Here is a 13,902-nt window from a genome sequence, read left to right as displayed (position 1 = left end):
GCACCATGCCAGATACTCTCACCGCATATGACCTGCTCCCCTTTAAGCTCAAAGCCGGGGCTGCCGATCATGCCTCATACGATGATCAGCTCAGGCTTGCCTTCACCACCGCATTGGCGCGACCCATATCCAGCCCTACGCCGAATTTGGCTTTCAGCGCGCCCATCACCTTGCCCATGTCTTTCATGGTTTCAGCACCCGTCGCAGCCACGGCGTCTTTCACAGCAGCTTCCAGCGCAGCATCGTCCATTTCAGCGGGCAGGTAGGCGCGGATTACGTCAATTTCCGCCTCTTCCTTTTCAGCCAGTTCCGGCCGACCGGCATCCCGATACATCGTAGCCGATTCGGTACGGGTCTTGACCATACCGCGCAGCGCGGAAATAGCCTCATCCTCACTCACACCCTCGCCACCTTTAGCGCGGCCCGCAATTTCAACGTCCTTGAGTTTGGCCGTAATCATGCGGATCGTGCCCACACGCGCACTTTCTCCGGCTTTCATTGCCGTCTTGAGATCAGCCATCAGGCGTTCACGCAGGGACATAACCTGTCATACTCCATATCATGTCTATCAGAGGCCACACGGCAGAGGCGTGGCATAAAATCATCAGGTGGGAAGAAATTTCCCATCACCCGTTAAAACCAGCATAACCCGGTGGGAAATTTCTTCCCACCCGCTCCGCAGACTGCTAAACCATGCAGCACGGGAGGCACAGTCTACCTCATGCCCATTTCAATCGATACCATCATTGCCCGACTTGGCGGGCCGGACGCAACAGCACGCCTGACCGGCGTTGGCACGGAAGCCATCCGCAAATGGCGGCAGGCTCAGGCCATTCCGTCCCGCCACTGGCCCGTCATCGCCCGGGCCACAGGTCTTTCGCTGACAGATCTGGACCCCGCAAGCCCCACATCCCCTGACCCATCCCCCCTTGCACCATCCTCTCCGGTGCCGGGAGGCAGTACAACAGGAATACCCATGCCAGACGCCCGCCCGGACGGCGCAACCGCCGCCCTTGTTCTTGCAGACGGAACCATTCTGTGGGGGAAAGGCTTTGGTGCCTTCACGCAGAAGCCTGCCCTTGGAGAAATCTGCTTTTCCACCGGCATGTCCGGCTATCAGGAAACGCTGACGGATCCGTCCTTTGCTGGCCAGATCATTACCTTCACCTTCCCGCATATCGGGAATGTGGGCACCACCCCGGAAGATGATGAAGCCTCACGCATTGCCGCCCTCGGCCTTGTCACGAAGGAAGACCTGACGGAACCGGCCAACTGGCGCGCCACGGAAAGTCTGGACGCATGGCTGAAGGCGCAGGATGTGCCGGGCATTGCCGGGATTGATACCCGCTCCCTCACGCTGAAAATCCGTGACCATGGCGCCCAGACGGCTGCGCTGTACTTCCCGGAAAACGGGCAGTTTGATCTGACCGCCCTGCAGGACGCCACGCGCGCATGGCCGGGGCTGGAAGGCATGGATCTGGCAAAAACCGTAACCTGCAAAGCGCCTTACACATGGAGCGAAAGCGTGTGGGAATGGCCGAAAGGCACCCGCCCCGCCCCGGAAAACCGCCGCAAGGTTGTGGCTGTGGATTACGGCGCGAAACGCAACATCCTGCGGTGTCTGGTTGCTGCTGGCTGTGATGTTACGGTTGTGCCCGCCACCACCACGGCGGAAGAAATTCTGGCCCTTAAACCCGCTGGTGTCTTCCTCTCCAACGGCCCCGGAGACCCGGCCGCCACGGCAGAGTATGCCGTGCCCGCCATTCAGGGCGTGCTGAACGCAGGGCTGCCGCTGTTTGGCATCTGCCTTGGGCATCAGCTTCTGGCCTGCGCGCTGGGCGGGAAGACCTACAAGCTGGCCCGCGGGCATCGTGGCGCAAACCAGCCGGTGAAGGATCTGGAGACAGGCCGCGTGGAAATCACCAGCCAGAACCACGGTTTTGCGGTGGATGCGGATAGCCTCCCGGCGGATGCGCACGTTACGCATGTCAGCCTGTTTGATGGCTCAAACGAAGGTCTGGCGTCCGACCGCTTCCCGGCGTTCTCCGTCCAGTATCACCCGGAAGCCAGCCCCGGCCCGTCTGACAGCTTCTATCTCTTTGAACGGTTTGTCGCGCTGATTGATGCGCACGGCAGCAAGGACTAACGCATCATGCCAAAACGGACAGATATCCGCTCCATCCTCATTATTGGCGCTGGTCCCATTGTCATCGGGCAGGCCTGCGAGTTCGACTATTCCGGCGCACAAGCCTGTAAGGCCCTGCGGGAAGAAGGCTACCGGGTTATTCTGGTGAACTCCAACCCCGCCACCATCATGACGGACCCCGGCCTTGCGGACGCCACCTATGTGGAGCCCATTACACCGGACTGCGTTGAACGTATTATCCTGAAGGAAAAGCCCGACGCCATTCTGCCCACCATGGGCGGCCAGACGGCGCTGAACACCGCCATGGCGCTGGATGCCTCCGGCTTCCTGCAAAAGCATGGTGTGGAACTGATTGGTGCCAAGGCCGACGTGATCGACCGTGCGGAAGACCGTCAGAAGTTCCGGGAAGCCATGGATGCCATCGGCATTGAAAGCCCCCGCAGCTTCATTGCGCACAGCATGGAAGAAGCGCGGGAAGCCTTCAAGAAAATCGGCTTCCCCACCATCATCCGCCCGTCCTTCACCATGGGCGGGTCCGGCGGCGGCATTGCGTATAACCGGGAAGAGTTTGAGCAGATTGTCACGTCCGGTCTGGACGCCTCTCCCACCACGGAAGTGCTGATTGAAGAATCTCTGCTAGGGTGGAAAGAGTATGAAATGGAAGTTGTGCGCGACAAAGCGGACAACTGCATCATCGTCTGCTCCATTGAAAACATCGACCCGATGGGCGTGCATACCGGGGATTCCATCACCGTAGCGCCCTCCCTGACGCTGACAGACAAAGAATTCCAGCGGATGCGGGACGCCTCCATTGCCTGCCTGCGCGCCATTGGCGTGGAAACGGGCGGCTCGAACGTGCAGTTCGGCGTGAACCCGGCGGACGGGCGCATGGTGGTGATTGAAATGAACCCCCGTGTCTCCCGCTCCTCAGCGCTGGCCTCCAAGGCAACCGGCTTCCCGATTGCCAAGATCGCCGCCAAGCTGGCTGTAGGCTACACGCTGGATGAACTGAAGAACGACATTACCGGCTCAACCCCGGCGTCCTTCGAGCCGACCATTGACTATGTCGTCGTCAAGATCCCGCGCTTTACGTTTGAAAAATTCCCCGGCGCACCTGCCCTGCTCTCCACCTCCATGAAGTCCGTTGGCGAGGCGATGGCCATTGGCCGCTCCTTTACGGAAGCCCTGCAAAAGGGCCTGCGCTCCATGGAAACCGGCCTGCACGGGCTGGACCCGGTAGAAGTGCCCGGAGATGGCGGGGAAGATGCGTTCCGCGCAGCCCTCTCCCAGCCGCGCCCGGAACGGATCCTGATGGCCGCGCAGGCGCTCCGCGCTGGTCTGTCCGTGGAAGATGTGAACGAAGCCTGCCGGTTTGAGCCGTGGTTCCTGCGGGAGCTGGAAAAAATCGTTCATGCGGAACGCGCCATCCAGAACCACGGCCTGCCGCGTGATGCTCAGGGCCTGCGCCGCCTGAAAGCCATGGGCTTTTCCGATATCCAGCTTGCCCGCCTGTCCGGCCTGCAGGAAGAGGAAGTGTCTGCCCTGCGCAACGAGGCTGGCGTGAATGCGGTTTATAAGCGCATTGACACCTGCGCGGGTGAGTTCGCGTCCAGCACCCCCTATATGTATTCCACGTATGAAGGGGTGTTCGCCCCTCCGGCCTGTGAGTCCGACCCGACGGACCGTGAGAAGATCATCATTCTCGGCGGTGGCCCGAACCGGATTGGTCAGGGCATTGAGTTCGATTACTGCTGTGTCCATGCCGCCTACGCGCTGCGGGAGGCCGGGTTTGAGACCATTATGGTCAACTGCAACCCGGAGACGGTCTCTACCGACTATGACACCTCGGACCGTCTATATTTTGAACCGCTGACGGCTGAAGATGTTGTCGCGCTGATCCGCAAGGAACAGCAGAACGGCACCGTGAAAGGCTGCATTGTGCAGTATGGCGGCCAGACGCCGCTCAAACTGTCTCATGCTCTGGAAAAAGCGGGCATCCCGCTGCTGGGCACCCCGGCGGACGCCATTGACTGCGCGGAAGACCGGGAGCGCTTTCAGGCGCTGCTGCACAAGCTTGGCCTGCGTCAGCCTGCCAACGGCATTGCCCGCTCCCCGGCGGAAGCTGAGGATATTGCAGAACGCATTGGCTACCCGGTTGTGGTGCGTCCGTCCTACGTTCTGGGCGGCCGGGCGATGGAAATCGTGTATGACCGCGCGGGCCTCCAGCGCTATATGCGCGGGGCGCTTCAGCTTGCCGGGCATGACATTGCCTCCGGCCCGGTGCTGATTGACCATTACCTGAACGAAGCCATTGAAGCCGACGTGGACTGCATTGCAGACGGCACGGACGTCTATGTGGCCGGTGTGATGGAACATATTGAGGAAGCAGGCATCCATTCGGGTGACAGCGCCTGCGCCCTGCCGCCCTACACCCTCTCCCCCGCCATTGTGACGGAGCTGAAAGCCCAGACCGAAGCCATGGCGCGTGAGCTGGGCATTGTGGGGCTGATGAACGTGCAGTACGCCATCAAGGATCAGGAAATCTTTGTCCTTGAGGTCAACCCGCGAGCCTCCCGCACCGTGCCGTTTGTGGCGAAGGCCACGGGTGTTCCGGTCGCCAAGATCGGCGCGCGTGTTATGGCAGGGGCCAAGCTCTCCAGCTTTAATCTGGATGACAGCGCCGTTGTGCCGCATGTTGCGGTGAAGGAAGCTGTCTTCCCCTTCAACCGCTTTGCGGAAGTGGACATCATTCTGGGGCCGGAAATGCGCTCCACGGGTGAGGTCATGGGGCTGGATACGTCCTTTGAACGCGCATTTGCCAAGTCCCAGCTCGGGGCCGGTGTGCGCCTGCCCACCTCCGGCACGGTCTTTCTGTCCGTGCGGGAGAGTGACAAGGCGCATCTCCCCGCCCTTGGCCGCCAGCTTGCCAGCATGGGTCTGAAAATTCTGGCCACACGCGGCACAGCCAAAAAGCTGCGCGATGCCGGAATTGAGGTGGATGTGGTGAACAAGGTGCTGGAAGGCCGCCCGCATTGCGTGGACGCCATCCGCTCGGGTGAGGTGCAGATGGTGATCAACACCGCCCGTGGCCCGCAGTCTGTGGCGGACAGCTTTGATATCCGCCGCTCTGCCCTTGTTCTGGGCATTCCGCACTACACCACCATGGCGGGCGCGCGCGCTGCAACCTATGCAATTGCGGCAATGCGTGAAGGACCGCTTGAAGTTGCGCCACTTCAGTCATACTTTAGTGGATCGTTCTGAACAGAGCGGGCGGGCCTTACGGCCTGCCTGCTGCGTTCCGCGGGGCAAGCGGCGTGCCATAGGCATAGCCGCCTGTACCCGTGTTTTTTTGTAACTTCCATGCCGGTCTGATCGTCCGGCAGTTTTATTCTGGGGACATGTCTTGCAGAAAACTCCGATGACGGAAAAAGGTTTACGGCGGCTCGAAGACGAACTGCGTAATCTGAAATCTGTAGAACGTCCGGCCATCATCCGCGCCATTGCGGAAGCCCGCAGCCACGGCGATCTTTCCGAAAACGCGGAATACCACGCAGCGCGTGAGCGGCAGTCCTTTACCGAAGGCCGCGTTCTTGAACTGGAAAGCATCATCTCCACCGCTGAGGTGATCGACCCCACCACCCTGTCCGGGGATCAGGTCAAGTTCGGTGCCACCGTCACCGTTGTTGATGAAGATACCGACAAGGAAGCGACGTACCAGATTGTTGGCATGCATGAAGCCGACATCAAGCAGAACCTGCTGTCCATTTCCTCCCCGCTCGCCAAATCCCTGATTGGCAAGCATGAAGGGGACACCGTTTCCGTTCCCGCCCCCGGCGGTGACCGGACCTATGAGATCCTGTCTGTGAAATTTATCTGAGATGCTGAAGTTTGAGGATATCACCGCCGCAGCCGCGCGGATCAGCGGGAGTGTCCTCCGCACCCCCACGATTTCCTCTCACTCACTGTCCAAGGCGACCGGCGCAGACATTACCCTGAAGCTGGAAAATCTTCAGGCGGTTGGCTCCTTCAAGGAACGCGGAGCAGCCAACAAGCTTGCCCTGCTCTCTGAGGATGAACGCAGGCGCGGTGTGATCGCGGTCTCGGCGGGCAACCATGCGCAAGGCGTGGCCCGCCATGCCAGCCTGCTGGGCATTGATGCCGTTATCGTCATGCCAAAATTCACCCCTGCGGCCAAAGTGGTCCGCACCCGCAACTGGGGGGCGCGCGTCATTCTGGAAGGCGAGAGCTTTGCGGAAGCGCTGCTGTTTGCGCATGATCTTCAGGCGCGGGAAGGCCGGACCTTTATCCATCCGTATGATGACCGTGCCGTCATGGCCGGTCAGGGCACCTGCGCGCTGGAACTGTTTACGGATGCCGGACCGCTGGACATGCTGGTGGCCCCCATTGGCGGCGGCGGCCTGCTGGGCGGCTGCGCCGTGGCCGCCAAAGCCATGCGCCCGGAGGTCGAGCTGATTGGCGTGCAGGTGCAGAATTATAACTCGCTCTCCGCCTTCCCCGGCGCGGCGACGCACCCCTCCGGTGGTTCCACCATTGCCGAAGGCATTGCCGTGATGCAGATCGGCCAGCGCCCGGATGAGGTTATCCGTAAGCTGGTCTCCCGCGTGCTGGTGGTGCCGGAATGTGCGGTGGAAACCGCCATTACCCTGCTGGCCGAAGGGGCAAAGCAGGTAACGGAAGGCGCTGGCGCGGTGGGGCTTGCCGCCGTCATGACCTACCCGGAACTGTTCCGGGACAAAAAGGTGGCGCTGCCCATTTCCGGCGGCAATATCGACAGCCGTATTCTGGCCAACACCCTGCTGCGCGCCATGCTACGCGATGGCCGCATCCTGCGCCTGATTATGGAAATCCCCGACCGCCCCGGCGTTCTGGCTGATATTTCCAGAACAATCGGGGAAGCGGGCGGCAATATCATTGAAGTGTCCCATCAGCGCCTGTTTGCCGCACCCTCCGTACAGGCGGCGGAACTGGAAGTGATGATTGAAGCACGGGACCCGGAACACGCGGCCCTGATTACCAAAGCCCTTGGCGAACACTACATCGTTCGTCGCGCCTGACGCATCAGAACCATGCCTGCCGGGCACTTGTGCCCTGCTGTTTTAGTGGCATAGTGACGCCTTAAAACAATAAGAAGGCATGGTTCTATGAGTGCAGCAGCACCCTCCCAGACAAAACGCCCCGTTATGCTGGTTATTCTTGATGGCTTCGGCTGGCGGGAAGACTCTTCAGATAACGCTGTCCAGCAGGCGCATACGCCGGTTTTTGATGCTCTGTGGAAAAATGGCCCGCGCAGCTTCCTGCGCACCTGTGGTGAGGATGTTGGCCTACCGGAAGGCCAGATGGGCAATTCTGAAGTCGGCCACCTGAATATCGGCGCAGGCCGCGTTGTGATGCAGGAACTCCCGCGCATTACCACCGCCATCCGGGATGGCAGCGTTGCACGCAGCACCGCCATGACCAGCTTTATCGCCACCCTGAAGAAAACCGGCGGCACCTGCCATCTGCTGGGCCTTGTCTCGCCCGGCGGCGTCCATGCGCATCAGGACCACGCCGCCGCCCTCGCCAGGATGGTAGCCGACGCCGGGGTTCCGGTAGCGTTCCATGTGTTTACAGACGGACGCGATACGCCGCCCCGCTCCGCACAGGGCTATCTGGACACGCTGCGCGCGGCCCTGCCGGAGAGTGTGAAAATTGCGACTGTGTCCGGCCGCTATTACGCCATGGACCGTGACAAACGCTGGGAGCGCGTGGAAAAAGCCTATGACGTGATGGTCAGTGCGGAAGGCCCGAAAGCACCCACCGCGCAGGATGTTGTGACTCAGGCCTATCAGGCCGATATTTCCGACGAATTTATCCAGCCCACCGTGCTGGACGGCTATACCGGCATGAAGGATGGAGACGGCCTGCTCTCCTTCAACTTCCGGGCTGACCGCATCCGCCAGCTTCTGGACGCCATGCTGGAACCGGCGTTTGACGGTTTTGCCCGCAAGAAAGTGGTCAAATTCTCCACTGTTCTGGGCATGACGCACTATAGCGACACACTGGCGGAACGTCTGACGGTGCTGTTCCCGCCGGACTCGCTGGAGAATATTCTGGGCGAAGTTGTGGCCCGTGCCGGCCGCACCCAGTTGCGTATGGCCGAGACGGAAAAATATCCGCATGTCACATACTTCCTGAATGGCGGGCGGGAAAAGCTGTTTGAGGGTGAAGACCGTATTCTGGTCCCCTCCCCCAAAGTCGCGACCTATGACCTCCAGCCGGAAATGTCCGCGCCGGAACTGACGGACAAAGCCGTCGCCGCGATTGAAAGCGGACAGTATGACCTGATTGTGCTGAACTTCGCCAACCCGGACATGGTCGGGCATACAGGCATCCTCAAGGCTGCCATCAAAGCGGTTGAAACCGTGGATGCGGGCACAGGCCGCATTATGGAAGCCCTTAAAAAACAGAACGGTTCCCTGCTGGTTACGGCAGATCACGGCAACTGTGAGACCATGAAAGACCCGGAGACAGGCGTGCCACATACCGCGCATACGCTGAATGTGGTGCCTCTGGTGGCTTTTGGCGTGGGCAGCAAAAAGCTGAAAGATGGCCGACTGGCTGATCTGGCCCCCACCCTGCTGGATATGATGGGCCTGCCCAAACCTGATGACATGACAGGGACTTCCCTGCTAACGGACTGAATGCTTTTCGCCCAGCCTCCCGCCCCGGCTCCCCATCCCCTTCCTGCCCTGTGCAGGCAGGGAAAACCGGCCCGTGGGAGGCAGGTTTTCAGAACCCTGCCCATCGGGATTTTCGCCGCGCTCGCCTGTCTGCCGCAGGCTGAGGCCGGAACTGCCAAGAAAAGTCCTGCACACACGCACCACAGCACTGCAAAAAGCACGCTCCACCGGTCAGCAGCCCAATCTGGGAGTGCCCACCACACGTCCTCCGGGAAGCACGCCACAGCGTCGCCTTCTTCCCATACCGCCATGACCCGTGCCGAAGCAGACGCCGAGCGCTCAGTCCGGCAGGCACAGGCTACGCTGGCTGCCACACAGGCGGAACGGGCCGCCATGGATAAGCAGAAAGCCGCGCAGGCCGCTGCCGTCACCACATCCCGCGCGAAAAATGAAGCCGCTCAGGCCATTGCCGTGCAGAGTGCGGCCAAAGCCTCAGCCCTCTCCGCCGCGACGGTCTCCGCCACGGCCCAGCTCCAGACAACAGAGCAGCAGGTTGCGGATCTCGATTCCCGTATTGCGGATCTCCGCAAGGAACAGGCCAGTCTGAAAGACGTCCTGCGGGAAGATGCAAAAGCCCTTGCGCCGGTTCTGCCGCTGGCAGAGCGCCTCTCCCTTTATCCGTCCGATACGCTGCTGGCGGCACCGGTTCCGCAGGGCGAAGCCGTCACGGGGTTTCTGGTGCTGCGTGGCCTGTCCCGCGGGCTGGAACGTCAGGCGGAAGACATGCGCACCCGGCAGGAAAAACTGACGGCTCTGGATGCGGACCTGACCGCCAAACTGGCCAGACTGGGCCAGTTACAGGAAACACAGAGCCACCAGCGGGATCAGGTGCGGCAGCAGGCCTTAAAAGCCCGCGCCGCCCAGCAGCAGGCCAACGCGGCCGCCCGTGCCGCGGCCGCACAGTTGCAGAATGCCACGCAACGCGCCTCCAGCCTTCAGGATGCCGTTTCCCGGCTGGAAGCCTTGCAGTCCGGGGCCGAGGCTGCCTTGCAAAAAGAAATTGCCTCGGCTGAAAAAGCGCATCAGGCCGCGCGGGATGAAGCCGCCCGCCGCCGCGCGCAGGAACGGGCTGACGCCGCCCGGAGAAAAATGGCGGCCATGGCTACCGCCGCTGGCCCCGGCCTGTCAGACCACCCGCCCGCAGGCGGCGGCACACGTCCGGTAGTGGGCAGCCTGATCAGCACCTGGGGGTCAGCCACCGAATCTGGACCCGCCACGGGCATGACTTACCGCACAGCCCCCGGTGCCTCCGTCCGCACGCCCTGCTCGGGCCGCGTTGATTTTGCAGGGCCGTTCCGCACCTACGGGCAGATGGTGATTCTCAACTGCGGGCAGCATTACCGCTTTGTTATGGCAGGATTTTCTGCGCTGGACGTCGCGACCGGGCAGGCCTTATCCAAAGGCGCACCTGTGGGGCATATGAGCAGCGCAGGCAGTTCCGGCACGCTGTTTATCCAGTTGCGGCACGGGCAGAAACCCGTCAATCCGGCGCCTTTCCTGTAAGGAAAAACCCAGAGACAGTTTGCCAGTCCGGCGGAAGCGGCTAATCTCGCCCAACTGCATGGCGGACACAGGCCGCGCTTTGCGCTACAACGCAAAACTGAGCCATACGCTGTAACATTCGACAGGACACGACCGCACGGGTGGTGCACCCGGCGACAGGAGACGAGATCGCATGAAGTTCCGCACAGGTCTGATGCTTGGCGCCACTTTTCTGGCAGGCCTTGCCGTGGCCTCCCACCCCGGAGCGCTGCCGGGCGCAGGCATGCTCGCCTCCCCCGCCATGGCGGAAAAGGCACCAGACGCCTCTCCCACCAGCAACCATGCCGAAACCTATCGCCTGCTCACCCTGTTCGGCACCGTGCTGGACCTTGTGCGCGCCGATTATGTCGAGCCGGTTTCTGATAAAGACCTGATCACCAATGCGCTGAACGGCATGCTGACCGGCCTTGACCCCCACAGCTCCTACATGACCGAAAAACAGTACGCGGACATGATGGTGCAGATGAAGGGCGAATTCGGCGGCCTTGGTCTGGAACTGCAACAGCAGGACGGGCACATCCGCGTTGTCTCCCCGGTTGATGGCACGCCGGGCTTCCGCGCCGGGATCAAGCCGGGGGATTACATTATTGCCGTGGACGGCCACCCCGTGGACGGCACCCCGCTGGATGAAGCCGTGAAGAAGATGCGCGGCAAGCCGAACACCAAAATCACGCTCACGCTGGTGCGGGAGAAAACCCCCAAGCCGATTATCCTGACGCTGACGCGTGAGAACATCCATATCGAAGTCATTAAGTCCGCGCTGTATGACCGGATTGGCTACATCCGCATTGCGCAGTTTAATGAGGAAACGGAAAAAGGTCTGCTCAAGGCCTACAACCAGCTTAAACAGCAGGCCGGTGGCAAACTGGCCGGACTGGTGCTGGACCTGCGGAATGACCCGGGCGGCCTGCTGAATCAGGCCATTGATGTGTCCTCCAGCTTTATCCGCTCGGGTGAAATTGTTTCCACCCGCGCCCGCCACCCGAAAGACAGCCAGCGCTGGGATGCTCACGGCACAGACATTACCGATGGTCTGCCGATTGTCGTGCTGATCAACGGCGGCTCTGCTTCCGCGTCTGAAATTGTGTCCGGCGCGTTGCAGGACCACCATCGCGCCGTGCTGCTGGGCACAAAGTCTTTTGGGAAAGGCTCTGTGCAGTCCATCATGCCCATTCCGGGCAATGGCGCGATCCGGCTGACAACCGCACGGTATTACACCCCCTCCGGCCGCTCCATTCAGGGGCTGGGCATCACGCCCGATATCGCCGTGAAGGAAACACGGGAAGACCCTGGCTTCAGCCTGCATGAAGCTGACCTTGAACATATCCTGAAAAATCAGGGCGGGAACCAGACCAAGGCTGTGCCGCGCACGGACCTGCCCGCCATTGCAAAGGATATTGCCGGTGAGCCACCGGCCAACTGGCCGGAATTTGACTACACAAAACCCGCAACCGACTTCCAGCTCCAGCAGGGGCTGCGGGTTGTCCGTTCCATGGCCGGGCTGCCTGCGCCGGACCCGTCAGCCTCTCTGCCCGCGGCCAAGCCCCCTGCCGGGAAAGACACGGATAAGGATAAAGCGGACAAAGACGCCAAAGCCCACCACTAACAGCAGCGCGAGGCCCGTCCGCCATGTCCAGCCCATCTTCTGGCACGCCTGAGGAGCCACGCAAGGCTTCTCTGTGGCAGCAGATGCCTGCGTCTGGACGGGCCTTCCTGTTTTTCTGGGGGGGCTGCACGGCGCTGGCGGGTGTTGTCGCCCTGACCCTGCAGATTATGGGACCACCCTATGCGGAGGTCAGCGGGCAGGATATTGACGTAGGGACCGCCACCCCGACGGTGCTCGCGACCCTCGCGCATAAAACAGATATTCCCGCCCCGATGGGGGATCTGCTGACAGATGACATCGGCCCCGGCGGGTGTGCCCTCCCCAAAAAAGGCCCGGATGGGCTCATGCCCCGGCAGGTTTATGCCGCGCCCGTCGTGCCGGTGCCTGCTGGCAACGCGCAGGTCGCCCTGCTGATTGACGGCATTGGTCAGGCGGATGATGAACTGAGCAATCAGGCGATTGATGCCCTGCCCGGCCCGGTTTCTCTGGCCGTCTCACCTTATGCGTCAGACCCCGGTAGCCTCATGGAACGGGCCAGATCCCACAACCATGAAACGCTGCTCTCCCTGCCCATAGAGGGCACACCCACGGGTCGTGCGGCGACCGGGGAAGATGCCGGACCCACGACCTTACGGCCCGCTCTGAGCGTTGAAAAAAACCGCGCGATCCTGACGGACATTCTCTCCCATCTGGCGGGCTATGCGGGTGTGACAAATGCGTATTCCGGCCAGACTGGCGGAGACTATGCGCAGTCTCAGGCGTTCGCCCCCCTTGTGGCTGCTCTGACGCAACGCGGTCTGTTTTACCTGAACGTCCCGCCCGGCACATCCCCAGACAGCAAATCCCCAAACGGCACAGCACCGGACAAGTCCGCCTCAGCCTCTCCCCTGCCAGACAGGTCGGCAACAAGCACAGCAGCATCCGGAACGGCCGCTGCCACCGCGCCGTTTGCAGACCGGCCCGGTGTTGCCGGCACGGCGGACGTTGTGATCAATACCGATGCGGATATCGTCACAATTGATATCCTCCTGCTCAAACTCCAGCAGCTTGCCCGCAGGAACGGGCACGCCATTGGCGTTATGGGGCCGCTGCGCCCGGTGGCTCTCTCCTGCCTCAGAGCATGGCTCCCGCATCTGAAGACGATTGGCGTGACACTGGTGCCTGTCAGCATGCTGGTGGCCCCGCCGCCCGCTCCCCCGCCGCCACCCAGACCGCCAAAGCAACCAACGGCCCCGGAAGGCGCTGTGCATGTACAGATCAGCACGCCGCCCGCTGGGAACCAGACCACCCCCGCCCCCTTTGGACACACAGAATGAGCACCAGCCCGCACGCCGAAAGCCTGCCTTACCGGCCGAATGTCGCCGCCATGATTTTTCGGGCGGATGGCCGTATTCTCATTGCCCGGCGCACAGACCAGCCCGGCGCGGGTGGCCCGCTTTCAGAAGGGATCTGGCAGTGCCCGCAAGGCGGCATTGATAATGGAGAAGAGCCAGAAGCGGCCGTATTCCGGGAAGTGCATGAAGAGCTGGGCCTCCCCTCCGGCCTGCTGCATATCCTGCAGGAGCACCCGGACTGGATTACATATGACCTGCCCGAGTATCTGATTGGCAAGGCTCTGGGGGGCCGTTTCCGCGGGCAGACACAGAAATGGTTTGCGCTGGCCTTTACCGGTACTGATGCCGATATCCGACTGGATGCCCAGACCCCGCCGGAATTTGACGCCATCCAGTGGATTGAGCTGGCTGATCTGCCCTCTGGCAATGTTGGCTTCAAAAAACCGATTTATGAGCGGCTGGTGCAGGATTTCGCCCCGTTCGCGGCCCCGGCACACCCTTCCTCCACCTGATTTTCCCCAAGTGTGGCAGTCA

Annotated in this window: 10 protein-coding genes; 9 read left to right on the top strand and 1 reads right to left on the bottom strand. The window is 61.5% G+C overall.

Annotated elements, in window-relative coordinates:
* Positions 1-85: 85 nt before the first annotated feature.
* Complete coding sequence (locus KP699_RS04510) at positions 86-541, bottom strand: GatB/YqeY domain-containing protein (protein ID WP_215761773.1); 456 nt, start codon at positions 539-541, stop codon at positions 86-88.
* Between the two features lie 180 nt (positions 542-721).
* Between KP699_RS04510 and carA the strand changes: the two genes are divergently transcribed.
* From carA to KP699_RS04465, 9 genes are all read left to right on the top strand, one after another.
* A complete protein-coding gene (carA, locus tag KP699_RS04505) occupies positions 722-2,146 on the top strand; it encodes a glutamine-hydrolyzing carbamoyl-phosphate synthase small subunit (RefSeq protein ID WP_215761772.1) in 1,425 nt (474 codons plus the stop codon).
* Between the two features lie 6 nt (positions 2,147-2,152).
* Complete coding sequence (gene carB, locus KP699_RS04500; RefSeq protein ID WP_215761771.1) at positions 2,153-5,407, top strand: carbamoyl-phosphate synthase large subunit; 3,255 nt, start codon at positions 2,153-2,155, stop codon at positions 5,405-5,407.
* Positions 5,408-5,549: 142 nt separating this feature from the next.
* Entirely contained in the window at positions 5,550-6,023 is a 474-nt protein-coding gene (gene greA / locus KP699_RS04495; RefSeq protein WP_025827984.1) for a transcription elongation factor GreA, read from the top strand.
* Position 6,024: 1 nt separating this feature from the next.
* The gene (locus KP699_RS04490; protein ID WP_215761770.1) at positions 6,025-7,221 is read left to right on the top strand and encodes a threonine ammonia-lyase; all 1,197 of its coding nucleotides are present in this window, start codon (positions 6,025-6,027) and stop codon (positions 7,219-7,221) included.
* A gap of 87 nt (positions 7,222-7,308) precedes the next feature.
* Positions 7,309-8,847, top strand: a complete 1,539-nt coding sequence (gene gpmI, locus KP699_RS04485) for a 2,3-bisphosphoglycerate-independent phosphoglycerate mutase (protein ID WP_215761769.1) — start codon at positions 7,309-7,311, stop codon at positions 8,845-8,847.
* On the top strand, positions 8,848-10,389 hold the full coding sequence (locus tag KP699_RS04480; protein ID WP_215761768.1) for a murein hydrolase activator EnvC: 1,542 nt from the start codon (positions 8,848-8,850) through the stop codon (positions 10,387-10,389).
* Between the two features lie 172 nt (positions 10,390-10,561).
* The gene (locus KP699_RS04475) at positions 10,562-12,034 is read left to right on the top strand and encodes a S41 family peptidase (RefSeq protein ID WP_215761767.1); all 1,473 of its coding nucleotides are present in this window, start codon (positions 10,562-10,564) and stop codon (positions 12,032-12,034) included.
* 23 nt (positions 12,035-12,057) lie between these two features.
* Positions 12,058-13,350, top strand: a complete 1,293-nt coding sequence (locus tag KP699_RS04470; protein ID WP_215761766.1) for a divergent polysaccharide deacetylase family protein — start codon at positions 12,058-12,060, stop codon at positions 13,348-13,350.
* A complete protein-coding gene (locus tag KP699_RS04465) occupies positions 13,347-13,880 on the top strand; it encodes an RNA pyrophosphohydrolase (protein WP_215761765.1) in 534 nt (177 codons plus the stop codon). The genes KP699_RS04470 and KP699_RS04465 overlap by 4 nt, the downstream gene beginning before the upstream one ends.
* Positions 13,881-13,902 lie beyond the last annotated feature (22 nt).

Source organism: Acetobacter sp. P1H12_c, assembly GCF_018811975.1.
Lineage (GTDB): Bacteria > Pseudomonadota > Alphaproteobacteria > Acetobacterales > Acetobacteraceae > Acetobacter > Acetobacter persici.
The sequence above is the reverse complement of the archived record's forward strand: the minus strand, read 5'-3'. Positions and strand labels throughout refer to the sequence as shown.